Origin of the sequence: Halobellus sp. EA9 (genome assembly GCF_051195055.1) — an archaeon.
Classification (GTDB): Archaea; Halobacteriota; Halobacteria; order Halobacteriales; family Haloferacaceae; genus Haloquadratum; species Haloquadratum rubicundus.
In genome coordinates this window covers 1-15,709 of sequence record NZ_JBNTJW010000006.1, presented here as the reverse complement: position 1 = coordinate 15,709, position 15,709 = coordinate 1, and the positions used below count along the sequence as shown (strand labels likewise).

Below are 15,709 nucleotides of genomic sequence, written 5' to 3'. Positions count from 1 at the left end.
AGAGGCGCGGCCCGCGCCCGTCTCGCTGGACCTTTGCCGTCCCGCCGCGATTTGTCGGTATGCGCACGCTCGCTTTCGACGGTCGGATGGGCGCCAGCGGCGATATGCTGCTCGCGGCCCTCCTCGACGCCGGCGCCGACCCCGACGCGCTCGCGCCGGTCGAAGACGCCCTGGATCTCCGGTACGACGTCGGGACCGTCGACAAGAACGGCATCGCCGCGACGCGGGTCCGCGTGGTGTTCGCCGATGACCGACAGCGGACTCGCGGGCAGGCTCACGGCGGACACGGTGACCACGACCACGGTCACCACACCCACGACCACGACGGCCACGACCACGACGCCGCTACTGGAACGCCCGCGGAGGGTCACGGCCCACACCGCACCTATCCTGAGGTGATCGAGATCGTCGAGTCGATGGGCCTCTCGGAGGCGGTCGAGGCCGACGCCAAGGCGATCTTCCGACTCCTCGGCGAGGCCGAGGCGGCCGTCCACGACACCGACCTCGACGACACCCACTTCCACGAGGTCGGCGCCGACGACGCCATCGCCGACGTCGTCGGCGTCGCGCTCCTCCTCGACGACCTCGACGTCGAGCGCGTGGTCACGACGCCGCTCTCGACCGGCGACGGCTCCCAGGAGATGGCACACGGGGAGTACCCGATCCCCGCCCCCGCCGTCGTCGAGATCGCCGCCGACGCGTCGTGGTCGCTCCGCGGCGGCCCGGTCGACGCCGAACTCCTCACCCCCACGGGGGCGGCGATCCTCGCGCACGTCGCGGAGGGCGTCGACGCGCTCCCGACCCTCGACGTCGACGCGTCGGGCTACGGCGCGGGCGGCTACGACTTCCCCGAGCGACCGAACGTCCTCCGCGCGCTCGTCGGCGACGGCGGCCGCCGGCTCGACCGCGACGAGATCACCGTCCTGGAGACGAACCTCGACGACGCCTCGCCGGAACTGCTGGGCGGGCTCCAGGAGACGCTCAAAGCCGCCGGCGCTCGCGACGTGACGATCCTCCCGACGACGATGAAGAAGTCCCGCCCCGGCCACCTGGTGAAGGTCATCGTTCGACCCGAGGACGCAGAGCGCGTCGCCCACCGGCTCGCGGTCGAGACGGGGACCCTCGGGGTTCGGGAGCACGGCGCCGGCCACCGCTGGGTCGCCGGTCGCGACTTCGAGACCGCCGAAATCGACGTCGACGGCGACACCCACGAGGTCGCCGTGAAGATCGCGTCCGACGCCGACGGCGACCCGTACGATTACAGCGCGGAGTACGACGACGCGCTTTCGGTCGCCACGGCGACCGGGCTCCCGGTCCGCGAGGTGATGCGTCGCGCCGAAGCGGCGGTGCGTGGCGAGTAGTCCCGCTCGTCGCTTCCGCGGCTTACTGCCCGTCCCCGTCCCCGTCCCCGTTGCCTTCGTCCGCTTCGTCGCCCCGCTCGCGGTGGGCCTCCAGCGCCTCCCTGACGGTGAGTTCGCCGGCCGCGACCCGGCGGGCGAGCCCCTCGTCGATCGTCCGGCCGTCGGCCGACGCCTCCCGCGAGCGGTTCTTGATCCGCTGGAGTTCCCCCGCGGTCGGCTCGATCTCGCGGCTGCTCACCTCCTCGCCGGGGAGCCGCGCGATGTTGACCGCCGCGAGGACGTCGCCCATCCCCCGCGCGCCGGTCCCGAGGTAGGGCGTCGTCCCCGTCTCGTCGACCAACTCGACGGCGACGTCGTCGAGGTCGTTGACCAACTGCGAGCCCTGGAGCCGCGCGCCGTCGCCGATCCGGACCACCGGGTCGGGCTCTTCTTCGACCTCCCGCCTGACGGTCTCGACCGCGTCCGCCAGCGGCACCTGGAACGCCGCGACGACGGCGTCGCCTTTGAGCACGGCGATGCCGGGGCGCGTCCCCGGGTCGACGCCGACGACCGTGCGTCCGCCGCCGCCCCGGAGGATCGAGACCGCCTCTTCGACCGCCCGGCGCGCGTCGTCTCCATCCGCGACCACGGTCTCGACGTCCGCGGGCGTCTCCACGCGGTCCTCGGGCGCGCGGATCACGACCCGCGTGCGGTCGGGGAGCCCTTCGCCCGGCTCCTGGGTGGTGAAGGTCACGCCCCGGTCCCGGAGTTCGTTGACGACGTCGTGGTACAGCTCGAAGTCGTCGGTCGCGACGACGATCACTCCCGGCTTTTCGGCGTGATCGTATATATACTGTCGGCTCGGGGCTGTTCCGCGGGCGGTGCGCGCCCCGACCACGACGCGGCTCGCGAGCGCGCACGGGTCGCGGACGCGCGGCTCGCCGGGTGGCGTTGAAAGAAATCGGTTCGGGAGACGAGTCGGCGCGACGTCCGGATCGGACGGTCGGCGTCCGTCGGCTTCAGCCGAAGAGGTTGCCGAGGCCCTCGCCGCTGGCCTCTTCGTCCTCTTCCTCGTCGGCGTCGCCTTCGTCGGCCTCCTCTTCGGCCTCGTCGGCGTCGCCCTCGTCCTCGTCGGCGTCGGCCTCGTCGGCACCGCCGGCGGCGCCGCCCGAGGCGGGCGCGGGCGCGGCGGCGGCCGTCTCGACGGCCTCCTCGATGTCGACGTCCTCCAGCGCGGCGACGAGCGCCTTGACGCGGGATTCCTCGACGTCGACGCCGGCGGCCTCCAGGACCGCGGTGACGTTGTCTTCGTTGATCTCTTCGCCCGATTCGTTCAGGATGAGCGCAGCGTAAACGTATTCCATTGTTGTGTACCTCGTGTGTTATCCGAACATCGCGCCGAGTCCTTCGGCACCGTCGTCGTCATCGTCGTCGGCGTCAGTGTCTTCGTCTTCGTCTTCTTCGTCTGCCGATTCTGCTTCCTCGTCGCCCGTCTCGGCCGACTCGTCGGCGGCCGGTTCGGGCGCCTCGACCCCCCGGAGTTCCTCCGGGAGCGCCTCGTCGTCGTCGATCTGGGCCGCGAGCGTGCGGACCTGCGCGTCGGCTTTCGCGACGAGATCAGGCAGCACGTCGGGGTCCTCGATGGCGGCGAACAGCCCGAGCGCCTTCGCCTCGCCGGCCGCCTTGGCCAGGAGGGTCGGGGTGGACTGCGCCGTCGGGTACTCCGCGTTGACCGCGAGGTTCCGAGCGGCCGCGGCGGCGGACTCGATGTCCGCGCGGTACTCGTCGACGTCGATGGCGAGCTCGTCCGGCTCGAACAGGACGCCCTCGGAGAAGACGCCGCGGAGGTCGAGCCCGACTTCCTTGGGTTCGATGCCGAGCTCGGAGAGGACGCCTTCGAGGTCCTCGGAGACCTCCTCGCCGGCTTCGAGCACCTTCGAGTCCTCGGTGACCTGGATCGAGCCGTCCTGGATCCGGGCGGCGGCGCCGACCTGCTGGAGTTCGCCCACGAACGGACCGGGGTCGACGCCCGTGTCACCCTCGGGGATGACGATGTCGTTGGGGGCGACCTCGCCCGCGCTGATCGGCGCGGGGGTCTTCGAGGCCTCGAGCTGCTTGTAGAGCCCGAAGGGGTTGTCGTTGGTGCCGACGAGGGCGACCTGGCCCGAGACGTACTCGGTCAGGTCTTCGAGGCCGTCGTCGACCTCCTCCAGCGCGCGGACGGTGAGCGTGTTGCGGCTCATCCGCAGTTCCGCGCTGCCGTGGAGTTCACGGCGCATGCTCTGGAGTTGCCGGCTCGGGATGCCGGCGACGTCGACGACGCCCACCGACTGGTAGCTCTCCAGGAAGTCGACCAGTTCGGCGACCTCCTCTTTCTTCCACTCGGGGATCGTCTCGGTGCGCCGCGCGGAGGCACTGCCGCTCATGCGGGCACCTCCACGGACGGGCCCATCGTCGTCTTCACGTACATCGAGTCGATGTTGAGCGGGCCCTTCTCCAGGCTCGCTTCGAGTCGACGGACGATGACGTCGATGTTGTCCGCGATATCGTCGGCGTCCATGTCTTCGGCACCCACGCGGGTGTGGAACGTCCGGCGGTCGCGGGAGCGGAGTTGCACCGTGTTCTTCATCCGATTCACCGTCTCGACGACGTCGTCGTCCGGCTGGAGCGGCGTCGGCATCTTCCCGCGCGGACCGAGGACCGTCCCGAGGTAGCGGCCGATGTCCTGCATCATATCGGCTTCTGCCACGAAGAAGTCGGTCTCGTCCGCGAGGTCTTTTGCCGCGTCGGTGTCGTCTCCGAGGTCTTCGAGGTCGTCGCCGTCCAGTACCTGGTCGGCGACGTCCTCGGCTCGGAGCGCGGTCTCACCGCTCGCGAAGACGACGATCTGCGTCTCCTGTCCGGTCCCGGACGGGAGAACGACAGACTCGTCGACACGTTTCGACGGGTCGTTTAGGTCGAGGTCGCGCAGATTCACGGCGAGGTCCACCGTCTCACGGAAGTTCCGCGGGGGGGCCTCGTCGAGTGCGCGAGAGACTGCGTCAACTATCGTATCTGCCATTATTCACCTCCGTAGTACGCAGGATTGCTCCTACGGGTCAGTGAAACAGGCGTCTGCCTGCCTCGTCGGAGCGAAGGAGGATGGCGGACTTAAGTCCGTCGAAGCGGAGGCCCCGTACCGCCGGATTTCGGGCTCGAAACGCCCGATCTGTGGGAATCGTCTGCACGGACCGAACCGCGCGGACGCGCCGCTGTGCGGCCGCTCGGACGCGGCTGACGGACCCAGTGGTGGAGGGTCGGACGAAACTCGCAGAGAGAAGGGCGGCCGGTCGCGGTCGCGGCCCGCTGTCGACTGCGCGTCTGGACGGATTACTCGTCGACGAAGACGTCGTCGTACTCGCCGTCTTCCATCCGCTGTTTGAACTCGCGCGGATCGTTGCCCTCGATCGTCACGCCCAGCGAGGTGCAGGTCCCGACGACCTCCTTCGCGGCGTTGAACGAGTCATAGGAGAGCAGGTCCGAGGACTTCTGCTCTGCGATCTTCTTCACTTGCTCGACGTCCAGGTCGGCGACGAAGTTCTCCTGGGGCTCGCCCGAGCCCGTCTCGAAGCCGGCCTCGTCCTTGACGAGTTCGGCCGTCGGCGGGACGCCGACCGAGATCATAAAGGAGCCGTCGTCCTCGTACTCGACGGTGACGGGGACTTCCATCCCGTCGAACGCCGCCGTCTCGTCGTTGATCTGCTGGACGACGTCCTGGACGTTCACGGGGGTGGGGCCGAGTTCCGGACCGAGCGGCGGGCCGGGGTTGGCCTCCCCGCCGGGAACGAGTACTTCGATGGTTCCAGCCATATCTCACAACACCCTACGCCGACTTTTAACGGTTTTCTTTCGGCCGAACGGCCGTGTCAGGGTTCGGCACGGGGATCGAGCGCGGGTCGGCCCCCGCCGCGTTCGCCCCGATCGGCCGCCTGATCACGACAGGTCGACGCCGAGCGGGGCGGCGTCGGCCGCCCGCTCGGCGACCGCGCCCAACAACTCCGCGGCGGCGTCGAGGTCGTCGGTGTCGATGACCTCGACCGGCGTGTGCATGTAGCGGTTCGGAATCCCGAGGTTCAGCGCGGGAATGCCGCTCCGCGAGGTGTAGAACGCGTCGGCGTCGGTGCCGGTCCGCGTGCCCGTCGCCTGCAGTTGGACGTCGACGTCGGCGTCTCCGGCGACCTCGCGTGCGAGATCGACGATCGAGGGGTGGTTCGCGCTCCCGCGGGAGACGACGGGGCCGGCGCCGAGTTCGACGGGGCCGGTGCGCTTGCCGGGGATGTCGGGGTTGTCCGTCGCGTGGGTCACGTCGACCGCGATCGCGGCGTCCGGATCCAGCCCGAAGCCGACCATCTTCGCGCCTTGGACGCCGACCTCCTCCTGGACGGTGCTGACGGCGTAGACCGTCGCGTCGACGTCGCGTTCGACCGCCGCGCGGAGCCCCTCCGCCGCGGACCAGGTCCCGACGCGGTTGTCCATCCCGCGGGCGGCGACTTTGGTGCCGTGGAGGTCACGGACGCGCGTCTCGACCGTGACGGGGTCGCCGATCTCGACGAACTCGCGGGCTTCCTCGTCGTCGTCGGCGCCGACGTCGACGAACTGCTCTGCGATGTCCTCGTAGGACTCGTCCTCGCGGTCCCGGAGGTGGATCGCGGTCTGGCCGATCACGCCCGGCACCGGCTCGTCGCCGTGGACGGTGACGTGCTGGCCCTGCGAGACCGTGCGGTCGGCGCCGCCGATCGAGCCGATCCGGAGGAAGCCGTCGTCGGTGATGTTCCGGACGATGTAGCCGATCTCGTCGGCGTGTCCGGTGAAGGCGATCGAGGCGTCCGCGCCGCCCTCGTGGACCGCGACCGCGTTGCCGTAGTCGTCGGTCCAGACGTCGTCGGCGAACGACCGCACGTAGTCGAGCCACACTCGCTGGCCAGCCGATTCGAACCCCGAGGGGCTGGCCGTGGTCAGGAGATCCGTAAGGAACCCGCGTCTGTCCTCGTCCATACCTCCGCTCCGCACCCCGTTCACCTGAAACTACGGGATACCGGCCCTTTGGTCGGGTCGAAGCCGCCCCGTCACTCGGCCCGCGGCCCGGGCTCCACAACGGTTATTCCTCCTGTCGGCGTACCGAGAGGAGAGATGAGCGACACGTCATTCACCCTCTTCGAGATCCACCTGCACGACGGCCTCACTTTCTCCGCGAACGCCGAGGCGACGAATACCGCGCCCGCGATCGGCGGGCTCTTCGGCTCGTCGTCCGGGGGCGACGGAAGCGACGACGAGAGCGACGATTCGGGGCCGGGGCGCGGCGGCTGCGTCTCGAAGCGCGTCCTGCTCGTCGTGTTCATCGCCCTCGTCGCGCTCGTCATCGAACGCCTCGCGGCCCGCTCTCGCGGAGACGGCGAACGCACCAAACTCACCGACTTCACTACCGGGAGCGGGGCCGACGCGAACGACGCGAACGACGCGGACGGCGCTGCGTGAGGCGGGCCGGACGGGCGCACCCCCTCGCTGGCGGTCGGATGGCTTAAGCGGTGCCCCTCGTATTGCTCCCGTATGACCGTTTCGAGCGCCCCCGGGAAGGTGTACCTCTTCGGGGAACACGCGGTCGTCTACGGCGAGCCGGCGGTCCCCTGCGCCATCGAGCGCCGGGCCACGGTCACCGTCGACGCCCGCTCGGACGACCACATCAGAGTCCAGGCCCGCGACCTGAGCCTCGACGGCTTCACCGTCGAGTACGCCGGCGACACCGCCGAGCGGCCGGACGTCGACGTCCCCGAGGGGCTCGTCGACGCCGCGATGGGCTACATCGACGCCGCGGTCGAACAGGCCCGCGACGCGGCCGACGCCCCCGACGCGGGGTTCGACATCACCGTCGAGAGCGAGATCCCGCTCGGCGCGGGGCTGGGCTCGTCGGCCGCGGTCGTCGTGGCCGGCATCGACGCCGCGACCCGAGAGCTGGGCGTCGAACTGAGCAAGGAAGAGATCGCCGACCGCGCCTACCGCGCCGAGTACGACGTCCAGGACGGGCAGGCCTCCCGCGCGGACACCTTCTGCTCGGCGATGGGCGGCGCCGTCAGGGTCGAGGGCGACGACTGCCGCTGCATCGAGACGCCGAACCTCCCCTTCGTCGTCGGCTTCGACGGCGGCGCGGGCGACACGGGCGAGCTCGTCGCGGGCGTCCGCGACCTCCGCGCGGAGTACGGCTTCGCCGCCGACACCGTCGAGAGCATCGGTGACATCGTCCGCGCGGGCGAAGAACGCCTCTACGACGCCGACCCCGACTCGGAGCCGACCGCCGACCTCCTGGCGGAACTCGGCCGGCTGATGGACTTCGACCACGGCCTCCTGGAGGCCCTGGGCGTCTCCTCGCGCACGCTCGACAATATGGTCTGGGCCGCCCGCGAGGCCGGCGCCCACGGCGCGAAACTGACCGGCGCCGGCGGCGGCGGCTGCATCGTCGCGCTCGACGAGACGCCCGAGACCCGGACCGCGCTTCGGTACACCGCCGAGTGCCGCGACGCCTTCCGCGCCGAACTCGATCGGGAGGGCGTCCGCGTCGAGTCGGCCGGTGACGGCACCGCGGCCGCAGACCGCGGGGATGCTTGAGATGACGATCGTCCTCAAGCTCGGCGGCAGCGTCGTCACCGACAAGGAGACTCCCGAGACCGTCGACGACGACGCCCTGGACGCGGCGGTCGCGGCGGTCGCCGACGCCGACCTCGACCGGCTCGCCTTGGTTCACGGCGCCGGGAGCTTCGGCCACCACCACGCGGACAAACACGGCGTCACCCCCTCGTCGGGGAGCCACGACGCCGGCGAGGTCTGGGCGATCCACGACTCGATGCGCCGGCTGAACGACGAGATCGTCGTGAGGCTCCACGACGCCGGCGTCCCGGCGCTCCCGGTCCACCCGCTCTCTCTCGCCGCTCGCGACGCCGATTCTGCGCTGTCGATGCCGCTCGGCTCGACGGCGACGCTCCTGAGAGAGGGCTTCGTTCCCGTCCTCCACGGCGACGTCGTCGCGCAGGCGGGCGCGGGCGCGACGGTCATCAGCGGCGACGAGGTCGTGACGCGGCTCGCCCGCGGGCTCGACGCCGACCGCGTCGGGCTCTGCTCGACCGTACCGGGGGTCTACGACGACGCCGGCGCGGTGATCCCGCGCATCTCGTCGTTCGCCGAGGTCGAGGACGTCCTCGGCGCCTCGGACGCGACTGACGTGACCGGCGGGATGGCTGAGAAGGTGCGGGCGCTCTTGGAACTGGACTCGCCGGCCCACATCTTCGGGCCGGACGACCTCGCGGCCTTTCTGGCTGGCGAGTCGGCAGGGACGGTCGTCGACGGCGACGCGGCGTGAGCGGTCCGATCAGCCCGCGTGGGCGCCCTCGCTCTCGGCGTCGCTTCCGGTCTGCCAGTAGCCCACGTAGACCTGCGCCAGGAAGACGACGGTGAACGCGGCGTTGAGGTACGTGGTGTATCCGGACGGCGCGGTCCCGCCGGCCTGCCCCTGCGGCGGGACCAGCCCGATGCCGCTCCAGAGGTAGTGGATGGCGACGCCGGCGATCACGGCGGCGACGAAGATGCTGACGAAGAGGACCGCCGCCAGCCGGAGGCCGTAGTAGCGCCGGTAGGCGTCGTCGATCGTCGGCACGATCAGGTCCGCGAAGATGAACGACATCACGCCGCCGAAGGCGATGCCGTTGTTCCAGAGGATCACCGCGAAGGGGACGTTCCCGACAGAGCAGACGAACGTCACGACGCCGATGGCGACGCCGATGACCGCGCTCGCGAGCACCCACGCGAACGTCCCCTCGGCGCCGACGCTGAACAGCGTCGTCCACCACGCCCGGGGCACGAACGCGCCGATGAGCCCGGCGATCAGGAAGCCCGCGACGATGTCGGTCCACAGCATCTCCCACTCGCCCAGCGCGTTCTTCGAGGCGAGCCGCCAGCCGTCTCCGGTGAGGAGTCTGTCGCGCCAGGTCGCGTCCCGCTGCCGCTCGGATTCGAGGTACGCCTCCTTGCAGGATTCCGAGCAGAAGTACTCCGTGCCGCCGTCGGTCTCGACGCTCGGGACGTCGTCGCTCGTCGGATCGACCTCCATCCCGCAGGAGGGGTCGCGGACGCCCTCGGTCGACTGGAGGTGCCCGCGCGCGGCCGCGAACCACGACTCGGGGACGGCGTACTTGAACGCCACCGCGAGCAGGCCGATGAGGAGGAGGCCGGCGGCGTAGTCCGCGAGGACGAACTGCCAGCCGAGCAGGATCCACATCACGAGCCCGAGTTCGATCACGAGATTGGTGGAGGCGAACTGGAAGGCCGCGAGGCTGGCGACCGGCGACGCGCCCTTCTTGAACAGCGACTTCGTCGTCGCGACCGCGCCGAACGAACACGACGACGAGGCCGCCCCGAAGACCGTGCCGAGGCCGAGTTCGCGCCAGCCGTCGCCGCCGAGCACCGCCGACATCCGCTCTTCGCTGACGAACGTCTCGACCGCGCCGGCGATGGTGAACCCCAGGACGAGCGCCCACCACGTCTCCCAGGCCATCTCGCCCGCGAGCCGGAGCCCCTCGACGGCTGTCTCAACTACCAATGCGGTTCACCTCCGACGGACGGTTCGGACCGTTTCAGTCTCATCGTGTCGGTCTAGCCTACACGTTCCCGTCCCAATGCGATTGCGACTCATATTCCGAATCGATCGGCGGACGAAAATTCAGAATCCGAAGTGACGAACGAGAGAAACGCCGGAGTTAGTACGAGACGCCGGTCCGCACCCACCTCGTCGACGCAGTTCCGAGAACGCGACCGACGCGCCGTGTCCTCGGGGCATTCGTGTTGGATTCCAAAGTATCTCCCGAGCAGACCGAGCGAATCGAAAGCCAATCGCGGATAAAGACGCCTCTCAGTCTTCGTCGCTCTGTGCGTTCCGCGCGGCCCACGGCGTGAGGATCGCGTAGACGGCCTCGTTCATCGGGACGGCGATGTCGTGCTCGCGCGCCCGCCGGATGATCGCGCCGTGGAGCCCCTCCAGTTCCATCCGTTTGCCGTGGGTCAGATCGTAGTGCAGCGACGAGTAGGCGTCGCCCTCCAGCCCCTCGGCGAACGCCATCCACTCCTCGACGGTCTCTTCGGTCAGGTCCGTCCCCGCCGCGCGGCCGACTTCGCAGACCTCCTCGAAGAGCCGACGGTACATCGACCAGGACTCCTCGTGGCGCCGGACCTCGCCCAGCGGGAGGCGGACGGCGGCGGTCATCCCGGCCTGGGCGCAGATGAACGCGGCCTTCTCCCAGATCTCGGTCCGCACCGATTCGGAGAGTTCCACGTCCATTCCGTCGGCGCGCTCGAACCACTCCGCCAGCCGTTCGGCGCGCTCGGTCCGCGAGCCGTCCAGTTCGCCAACGGTGAAGCTCGTCGGACCGCCCGTGTGTTCGATCACGCCCGGCTCGCCGATCGTCGAGAAGACGTACGCGACGCCGCCCATCACGTGCTCGGCCCCAATCTCGTCGGCGAGTATCGATTCGTTCTCGACGCCGTTCTGGAGCGAGACGACGGCGGTGTCCTCGCCCACGAGCGGCGCCAGATTCCGGGCGGCGGCTTCGGTGTCGAAGGACTTCACCGTGAAGAGCACGTAGTCGCACGGGCCGATCTCCGCGGGATCGTCGGTCGCCGGGAGGTCGACCGCGAAGTCGCCCTCGACGCTCTCGACGCGGAGTCCCGCTTCTCTGAGCGCATCGAGGTGGGCGCCCCGCGCGATGAGGTGGACCTCGGCGCCGGCCTGCGCGAGGCGACCGCCGACGTAGCCGCCGACGCCGCCGGCCCCGTACACCGCGACCTTCATCGCTCCGTCCACTCGGCTGCGTTCGACTGTCTCGCTGGCATACCACCGTCTTCCGCTCGCCCTCGGTTAATTATTACCGCCGCGACTCGCGATTCGCGGCGACGTCTCGCGCGCACCCGAAATTCAGTTATCATTTCGGGGACGGGATCCGGAACTGCTTTGACGCCCCACTATTTAGGCTGGCCTAAAATGGATCGCCACGCGGACCAGCTCGTCGGGTCCCTGTTCAGAATCCTCGGGTCGCAGGGGCACCACGAGGCCCAGCAGCTGCTCGTCGAGACGTACCAGTCGCACGCGCCGTCGGACCGCGACGAACTGGTCGATCGACTCGCCGCCGACCTGGTGACGATCCTCCAGGAACACCTGACGCCCCAGGAGGGCGCCGCGGTGCTCACCACGACCGTGGAGTACCTCGTCAACCGCTTCGTGTCCGTCGTCGACGTCGCGCCCGTGGCCATCGTCGTGCTGGACGAAGACGGCGGCATCCAGCTGTGGAACGACGGCGCCGAGCGGACGTTCGGCTGGAGCGAGCGCGAGGTGCTGTCGAAGCCGTACGCCCGCGTCGTGGCCGAGCCGTCGGAGTCGATCCCGCCGGTCTCGGAGCTGGAGGACGGCGAGCGGCTGACCGGCGTCGAGACTCGACACCGTCACAAGGACGGCTCGCTCCTCGACGTCCGCCTGTGGGGCGCGCCCCTCTACAACCACGAGGAGCAGTTCACCGGCGCGACCTTCGTGATCAGCGACATCACCGAGCGGAAACAGCGCGAGCAGCGCCTGACGGTGCTGAACCGGGCGCTGCGGCACAACATCCGCCACGACGTCACCGTCATCCGCGGCCACCTCGATCTGCTCTCCGAGGAGATTCCCGAGTCCGATCACCTCGAGGTCATCGACGAGCGCGTCGCGAACATCAGCAATCTGAGCGAGGCGGCGCGGAACATCGAGCGGCTCGGCGAGCCCGACGAATCGGCCCTTGCGACGTTCGATCTCGGGCCCGAACTGCGGGAGCACGCCGCGCGGCTCCGGCGCGACTGGCCCGACGCCCGCGTCGACGTCGACGTCCCCGAGTCGCTTCCGGTCGCCGCGCACGAACTCCTCCCGTACGGGCTCGATAATCTCCTGGAGAACGCCGTCGAACACAACGACGCCGACGACCCGCGGGTGCGGATCGAAGCCCGAAAGCCCGACGACTCCTCTGCGGGCGTCCGACTGGTCATCGCCGACAACGGTCCCGGACTGCCGACGAACGAACGCGAGGTCCTGCGGAACGGGACGGAGACGGACCTCACTCACAGCACCGGCGTCGGGCTGTGGCTGACCCAGTGGATCGTGCGGAGCTCCGGCGGACGGCTCGACGTCGAGACCAGCGAGTGGGACGGCACGCGGGTCACAGTAGAGTTACAGAGCGCGTAGTATCGGTGAGCGAATCCGAGCCCGCGGTCGGTTTGAATCCGTGACGGAATCGGTATCTCTGGGGCCTCTATCGGATGAGGTGCTATCAGTAGGACCGGTGAGAGTGACTCCGGAAGAGATCCGGTCCAGACGTTCAAGTGTGATGGCGGCGTAGCGCCCAGTATGAGCCAAGTGACGAAACGCATCGTGCAGGAACTCCACGACGAGCCGCATCTCGAGGGCCGACGGATTACGGTTCGGTTCCTCAAAGAGCAAATCGAGGAACGGGGACTCGATCCGCGCACGGTCGCCGATCGCCACGATCTTGACGTGGCTGATGTCTATCGGGCGCTCACCTATTACCACGACCACCCCGAAGAGATGCGGACGATCGAACGTCGGCGACGATCCGCGATCGAAGCACACGCTCACTTGGCGACCGATCCAGACGACGTTCGTGACTGATGGGGTATCGTATCCTCGCTGACGAAAACGTCGAGCAGGCGACGATCAACTACCTGCGGAAGCTCGGACATAGCGTTGAACGGATCGTGGATATCGCAGAACTCGGCCCGGGTGCTGATGACGAAGCGATCGCTACGTACGCACGCGAGACAGACCGTCTCGTTCTCACTCAGGACGACGACTTCTTCACTCAGATCACTGTCGAAGATACCGCCGGTGTTCTCTTCCAGACGGATCAGACGCTTTCGGCCCGAGAGGTAGGAGATATCGTACACGAACTCTCCGAGTACATCGACCAATCCGAAGTGACACTCGAATATGTGAGCCGGAACTGGCTGTAGGTGGGCTATAGCGTTCGACCCCCGGCGACCAACGAGGAGCGTCTTTGATCGAGTTTTCACCGAGCGAGCCGCAGACTCGCCCAGTACGAAAGGTCGGTATGTCGCCCGAAACACTACCGGACGAGAATCTACTAGTAGGCTCGGTGGAAGTGAAATAGGGTGGTGGCGGCTGTCTCGCCGTCGGAAAGACTACTGATCGGCTTCGGAAAGAATCTGTTCGTAGAGGTCGTCGGAAATCCAGAATCCGGCTTCGCGGAGAGCATCGAGTTCCTGCTCCAACTCTACTTCATCGACTTTCGCTCCACGAAGAAGAATACCAATAACGCCGGTAACCTCCAGGTCGTGTCTTCGAGCGACGCGTCGTCCGTCCCGTTCGTCGAGCAAAACGAGGTCGGCCCCGTGCTCGACTGCGTAGCAAATCGCCGCCGTCTCGCCGCGGTCGAGTTCGTGGAAGATCTCGACGAACAGGTCCGAGCGTTCCACCTCGACGATAGACAAGAAATCATCATCTCGTAACTCCCGGAGCGCGTCCAGACCTTCCTCACCTTCGGTGAGTTCCTCCCAGACGCGGCGTGGGACGGTGACGTCGGAGAACTGGTTTCGGAGAAGGTTGAGCCGTTCGATGAGTGCGAGATTCAGGAGTGGAGAAGTGTCCGAGACGACAACTCCGCTATTCGGCATAATCGAGATCTTCTTCGAGTTCTCGTTCGCCGTAGTGGCGCGGAATCTCGCGCTCTCCGAGAAGTTTCTGGAATTCCACTTTCGACATCTCCGCCAGGGCACGGGCTTTCCCGAAGGAGAGAACGTCACGGGCGTACAGCGAGACCGCCAGCTCCCGCTTCATTGCGGGCGAGCGCTCCCCCTCCGGGAGCTGTAACGCCTCGTAAACGTCGTCATCTATCTCTATCGTCGCCATACTGTGAGATGCGTGTACGCGATTCTTGAGTGTTTGGCTGGTCTTCCCCGCGGACAAAGCAAGCGCTCGAAGCGGTCGAAATGTATGCCCGGAACACTACCGGACGAGGATCTACTAGTAGGCCCAGTGGAAGTGAACCAGACGGTCTGAGGCGCTTGAACGCGTAAAATCAATGTATCTGTTCAAATCCACGGATCGAGTTCCTCGCGCCCGCCGAACGAATCTCGATCCTGGTATGCGTCGGTCATTGTAATAAGACCAGCCGCAACCCGAAATGCCGGCATCGTATCGTCGTAGAGGAGAACAATGCCAGCGTGACGATCAGCCGGCACTCCACCGAAGTCTTTCACGTCGCTCGTCACGACCATCAGTTCGTGTTCCCGTGCGTACGGTAGCACATCTGCTTCATCGTCGGCTCCCTGCCAGAGCGCATCGCGGACGTGTTCCGCATAGATCTCTTCCTTCTCCAAATACGTGGCCGTCTTTGGGTCGATGTTCTCGTCAAGCAGAAAACGCCACTCGCTCATTTCAGGCGGCGTCTGGACCGGCGCCTTCGGGTCGGTCGATGGATTCGCGGAAGTCTTCCATAGCGTCTTCGCGCGCCTCTTCTACGTCACGCATCTCTCGCGGGTGATCGTGATAGTACGCCAACGCGTGATACACGTCAGCTACGTCGAGATCGTACCGATCGGCAACGGCCTCAGGATCCTCACCGCGTTCCTCAACGAGGGCGTACACCTGGCGGACGCTGATCCTGCGGCCGCGAATATGGGGCTCGCTCAGAAGTTCGCGTGCGATCCGCCGGGATTCACCCTCGGACATACCTACACGTTGCTGCTACTCCCGCAAAAGCATACTGCTAATACGAAGTAGGCTTGGTGAAAGTCTCACAGTCCAGCGTCCGGCGACCGAGTGGCTCGGAGAGCCCGGTAGGTCGCCGGTTCACTCGCGCGAACGGACGTGAGCGCGAGGCCGACGAGCGACCAACGGGAGCGAGGAGAGCTTTTGGTCGAGCTTTTACCGAGCGCTGGCGGAGCCAGCGCGCAGCGTAAAAGGTCGATGTACGCCCGGAACACTACCGGGCGAGAATCTACTAGTAGGCTCGGTAAATGTAAAATTTTCAATAAGGGCTCCATAAACAGGGAATAACTACCGATACACGGAGAATATGATTCTAAGGTTATAAATATCGATGATTGGCTTTGAAGATGAGACAAGCCCCCACTTACTAAGAGATTATCGAAAATGTTATTGTGGTTGCATAACACACCGAATCTGTGACGGTAGATGCTGAAAACCATTTGAAGGAACGCTGTTGGGTAAGCGATTGTTGGTGAAGTCATAGAGCGGTTTCGAGGATGATTTTGAGTGCTTCTTCGCCGGGTTT

19 protein-coding genes are annotated in these 15,709 nt (G+C 67.3%); 7 read left to right on the top strand and 12 right to left on the bottom strand.

What is annotated here, in order from left to right:
• The first annotated feature begins 59 nt into the window (after positions 1-59).
• Positions 60-1,361 (top strand): nickel pincer cofactor biosynthesis protein LarC, encoded by a 1,302-nt coding sequence (gene larC, locus ACQUQ0_RS08865; protein ID WP_435184630.1) that lies wholly within the window; start codon positions 60-62, stop codon positions 1,359-1,361.
• Positions 1,362-1,383: 22 nt separating this feature from the next.
• Here larC and ACQUQ0_RS08860 read toward each other — a convergent pair whose 3' ends face one another.
• From ACQUQ0_RS08860 to ACQUQ0_RS08835, 6 genes are all read right to left on the bottom strand, one after another.
• Positions 1,384-2,163, bottom strand: coding sequence for a hypothetical protein (locus tag ACQUQ0_RS08860; protein ID WP_435184629.1), 780 nt, complete (start codon positions 2,161-2,163; stop codon positions 1,384-1,386).
• A gap of 196 nt (positions 2,164-2,359) precedes the next feature.
• A complete protein-coding gene (gene rpl12p / locus ACQUQ0_RS08855; RefSeq protein WP_372390417.1) occupies positions 2,360-2,704 on the bottom strand; it encodes a 50S ribosomal protein P1 in 345 nt (114 codons plus the stop codon).
• Between the two features lie 18 nt (positions 2,705-2,722).
• The gene (locus ACQUQ0_RS08850) at positions 2,723-3,766 is read right to left on the bottom strand and encodes a 50S ribosomal protein L10 (RefSeq protein WP_435184628.1); all 1,044 of its coding nucleotides are present in this window, start codon (positions 3,764-3,766) and stop codon (positions 2,723-2,725) included.
• The gene (locus tag ACQUQ0_RS08845) at positions 3,763-4,401 is read right to left on the bottom strand and encodes a 50S ribosomal protein L1 (protein WP_435184627.1); all 639 of its coding nucleotides are present in this window, start codon (positions 4,399-4,401) and stop codon (positions 3,763-3,765) included. The genes ACQUQ0_RS08850 and ACQUQ0_RS08845 overlap by 4 nt, the downstream gene beginning before the upstream one ends.
• Before the next feature lie 308 nt (positions 4,402-4,709).
• Positions 4,710-5,189: a 50S ribosomal protein L11 gene (locus ACQUQ0_RS08840; protein WP_435184626.1), complete on the bottom strand. Its 480-nt coding sequence runs from the start codon at positions 5,187-5,189 to the stop codon at positions 4,710-4,712.
• A gap of 123 nt (positions 5,190-5,312) precedes the next feature.
• Positions 5,313-6,374: a M20/M25/M40 family metallo-hydrolase gene (locus ACQUQ0_RS08835; RefSeq protein WP_435184625.1), complete on the bottom strand. Its 1,062-nt coding sequence runs from the start codon at positions 6,372-6,374 to the stop codon at positions 5,313-5,315.
• A 135-nt stretch (positions 6,375-6,509) separates the two neighbouring features.
• Here ACQUQ0_RS08835 and ACQUQ0_RS08830 point away from each other — a divergent pair, with 135 nt between their 5' ends.
• The 3 genes from ACQUQ0_RS08830 (at position 6,510) to ACQUQ0_RS08820 (ending at position 8,727) form a co-directional block, all read left to right on the top strand.
• A complete protein-coding gene (locus ACQUQ0_RS08830; protein ID WP_435184624.1) occupies positions 6,510-6,854 on the top strand; it encodes a hypothetical protein in 345 nt (114 codons plus the stop codon).
• A 72-nt stretch (positions 6,855-6,926) separates the two neighbouring features.
• Positions 6,927-7,979 carry a mevalonate kinase gene (mvk, locus tag ACQUQ0_RS08825; protein WP_435184623.1) on the top strand — a complete coding sequence of 351 codons (1,053 nt, stop codon included), beginning with the start codon at positions 6,927-6,929 and terminating at the stop codon, positions 7,977-7,979.
• 1 nt (position 7,980) lies between these two features.
• Positions 7,981-8,727, top strand: coding sequence for an isopentenyl phosphate kinase (locus tag ACQUQ0_RS08820; RefSeq protein WP_435184622.1), 747 nt, complete (start codon positions 7,981-7,983; stop codon positions 8,725-8,727).
• A 9-nt stretch (positions 8,728-8,736) separates the two neighbouring features.
• Here ACQUQ0_RS08820 and ACQUQ0_RS08815 read toward each other — a convergent pair whose 3' ends face one another.
• Complete coding sequence (locus tag ACQUQ0_RS08815; RefSeq protein WP_435184621.1) at positions 8,737-9,963, bottom strand: permease; 1,227 nt, start codon at positions 9,961-9,963, stop codon at positions 8,737-8,739.
• A 309-nt stretch (positions 9,964-10,272) separates the two neighbouring features.
• Entirely contained in the window at positions 10,273-11,208 is a 936-nt protein-coding gene (locus ACQUQ0_RS08810) for a 2-dehydropantoate 2-reductase (RefSeq protein ID WP_435184620.1), read from the bottom strand.
• Between the two features lie 189 nt (positions 11,209-11,397).
• On the opposite strand from ACQUQ0_RS08810, the gene ACQUQ0_RS08805 reads away from it, so the two are divergent.
• The 3 genes from ACQUQ0_RS08805 to ACQUQ0_RS08795 all read left to right on the top strand — a co-directional run bounded on the left by ACQUQ0_RS08805 (position 11,398) and on the right by ACQUQ0_RS08795 (position 13,406).
• On the top strand, positions 11,398-12,621 hold the full coding sequence (locus ACQUQ0_RS08805; RefSeq protein ID WP_435184619.1) for a PAS domain S-box protein: 1,224 nt from the start codon (positions 11,398-11,400) through the stop codon (positions 12,619-12,621).
• A 162-nt stretch (positions 12,622-12,783) separates the two neighbouring features.
• Positions 12,784-13,065: a DUF433 domain-containing protein gene (locus ACQUQ0_RS08800; protein ID WP_372390395.1), complete on the top strand. Its 282-nt coding sequence runs from the start codon at positions 12,784-12,786 to the stop codon at positions 13,063-13,065.
• Positions 13,065-13,406: a DUF5615 family PIN-like protein gene (locus ACQUQ0_RS08795; protein ID WP_435184617.1), complete on the top strand. Its 342-nt coding sequence runs from the start codon at positions 13,065-13,067 to the stop codon at positions 13,404-13,406. The genes ACQUQ0_RS08800 and ACQUQ0_RS08795 overlap by 1 nt, the downstream gene beginning before the upstream one ends.
• Before the next feature lie 189 nt (positions 13,407-13,595).
• On the opposite strand, the gene ACQUQ0_RS08790 is transcribed toward ACQUQ0_RS08795, so the two are convergent.
• The 4 genes from ACQUQ0_RS08790 to ACQUQ0_RS08775 all read right to left on the bottom strand — a co-directional run bounded on the left by ACQUQ0_RS08790 (position 13,596) and on the right by ACQUQ0_RS08775 (position 15,144).
• The gene (locus ACQUQ0_RS08790; RefSeq protein WP_435184615.1) at positions 13,596-14,087 is read right to left on the bottom strand and encodes a DUF3368 domain-containing protein; all 492 of its coding nucleotides are present in this window, start codon (positions 14,085-14,087) and stop codon (positions 13,596-13,598) included.
• Positions 14,077-14,322, bottom strand: a complete 246-nt coding sequence (locus ACQUQ0_RS08785) for a UPF0175 family protein (RefSeq protein WP_435184613.1) — start codon at positions 14,320-14,322, stop codon at positions 14,077-14,079. Before ACQUQ0_RS08785 ends, ACQUQ0_RS08790 begins: the two co-directional genes overlap by 11 nt.
• Positions 14,323-14,504: 182 nt before the next feature.
• Positions 14,505-14,849, bottom strand: coding sequence for a DUF5615 family PIN-like protein (locus tag ACQUQ0_RS08780; RefSeq protein ID WP_435184611.1), 345 nt, complete (start codon positions 14,847-14,849; stop codon positions 14,505-14,507).
• Position 14,850: 1 nt separating this feature from the next.
• Complete coding sequence (locus ACQUQ0_RS08775; protein ID WP_435184609.1) at positions 14,851-15,144, bottom strand: DUF433 domain-containing protein; 294 nt, start codon at positions 15,142-15,144, stop codon at positions 14,851-14,853.
• Positions 15,145-15,709 lie beyond the last annotated feature (565 nt).

Coding starts and splice junctions, on each gene's coding strand:
- larC (WP_435184630.1), top strand. CDS start 60: ATGCGCACGCTCGCTTTCGACGGTCGGATGGGCGCCAGCGGCGATATG.
- rpl12p (WP_372390417.1), bottom strand. CDS start 2,704: ATGGAATACGTTTACGCTGCGCTCATCCTGAACGAATCGGGCGAAGAG.
- ACQUQ0_RS08850 (WP_435184628.1), bottom strand. CDS start 3,766: ATGAGCGGCAGTGCCTCCGCGCGGCGCACCGAGACGATCCCCGAGTGG.
- ACQUQ0_RS08845 (WP_435184627.1), bottom strand. CDS start 4,401: ATGGCAGATACGATAGTTGACGCAGTCTCTCGCGCACTCGACGAGGCC.
- ACQUQ0_RS08840 (WP_435184626.1), bottom strand. CDS start 5,189: ATGGCTGGAACCATCGAAGTACTCGTTCCCGGCGGGGAGGCCAACCCC.
- ACQUQ0_RS08835 (WP_435184625.1), bottom strand. CDS start 6,374: ATGGACGAGGACAGACGCGGGTTCCTTACGGATCTCCTGACCACGGCC.
- ACQUQ0_RS08830 (WP_435184624.1), top strand. CDS start 6,510: ATGAGCGACACGTCATTCACCCTCTTCGAGATCCACCTGCACGACGGC.
- mvk (WP_435184623.1), top strand. CDS start 6,927: ATGACCGTTTCGAGCGCCCCCGGGAAGGTGTACCTCTTCGGGGAACAC.
- ACQUQ0_RS08820 (WP_435184622.1), top strand. CDS start 7,981: ATGACGATCGTCCTCAAGCTCGGCGGCAGCGTCGTCACCGACAAGGAG.
- ACQUQ0_RS08810 (WP_435184620.1), bottom strand. CDS start 11,208: ATGAAGGTCGCGGTGTACGGGGCCGGCGGCGTCGGCGGCTACGTCGGC.
- ACQUQ0_RS08805 (WP_435184619.1), top strand. CDS start 11,398: ATGGATCGCCACGCGGACCAGCTCGTCGGGTCCCTGTTCAGAATCCTC.
- ACQUQ0_RS08800 (WP_372390395.1), top strand. CDS start 12,784: ATGAGCCAAGTGACGAAACGCATCGTGCAGGAACTCCACGACGAGCCG.
- ACQUQ0_RS08795 (WP_435184617.1), top strand. CDS start 13,065: ATGGGGTATCGTATCCTCGCTGACGAAAACGTCGAGCAGGCGACGATC.
- ACQUQ0_RS08790 (WP_435184615.1), bottom strand. CDS start 14,087: ATGCCGAATAGCGGAGTTGTCGTCTCGGACACTTCTCCACTCCTGAAT.
- ACQUQ0_RS08785 (WP_435184613.1), bottom strand. CDS start 14,322: ATGGCGACGATAGAGATAGATGACGACGTTTACGAGGCGTTACAGCTC.
- ACQUQ0_RS08780 (WP_435184611.1), bottom strand. CDS start 14,849: ATGAGCGAGTGGCGTTTTCTGCTTGACGAGAACATCGACCCAAAGACG.
- ACQUQ0_RS08775 (WP_435184609.1), bottom strand. CDS start 15,144: ATGTCCGAGGGTGAATCCCGGCGGATCGCACGCGAACTTCTGAGCGAG.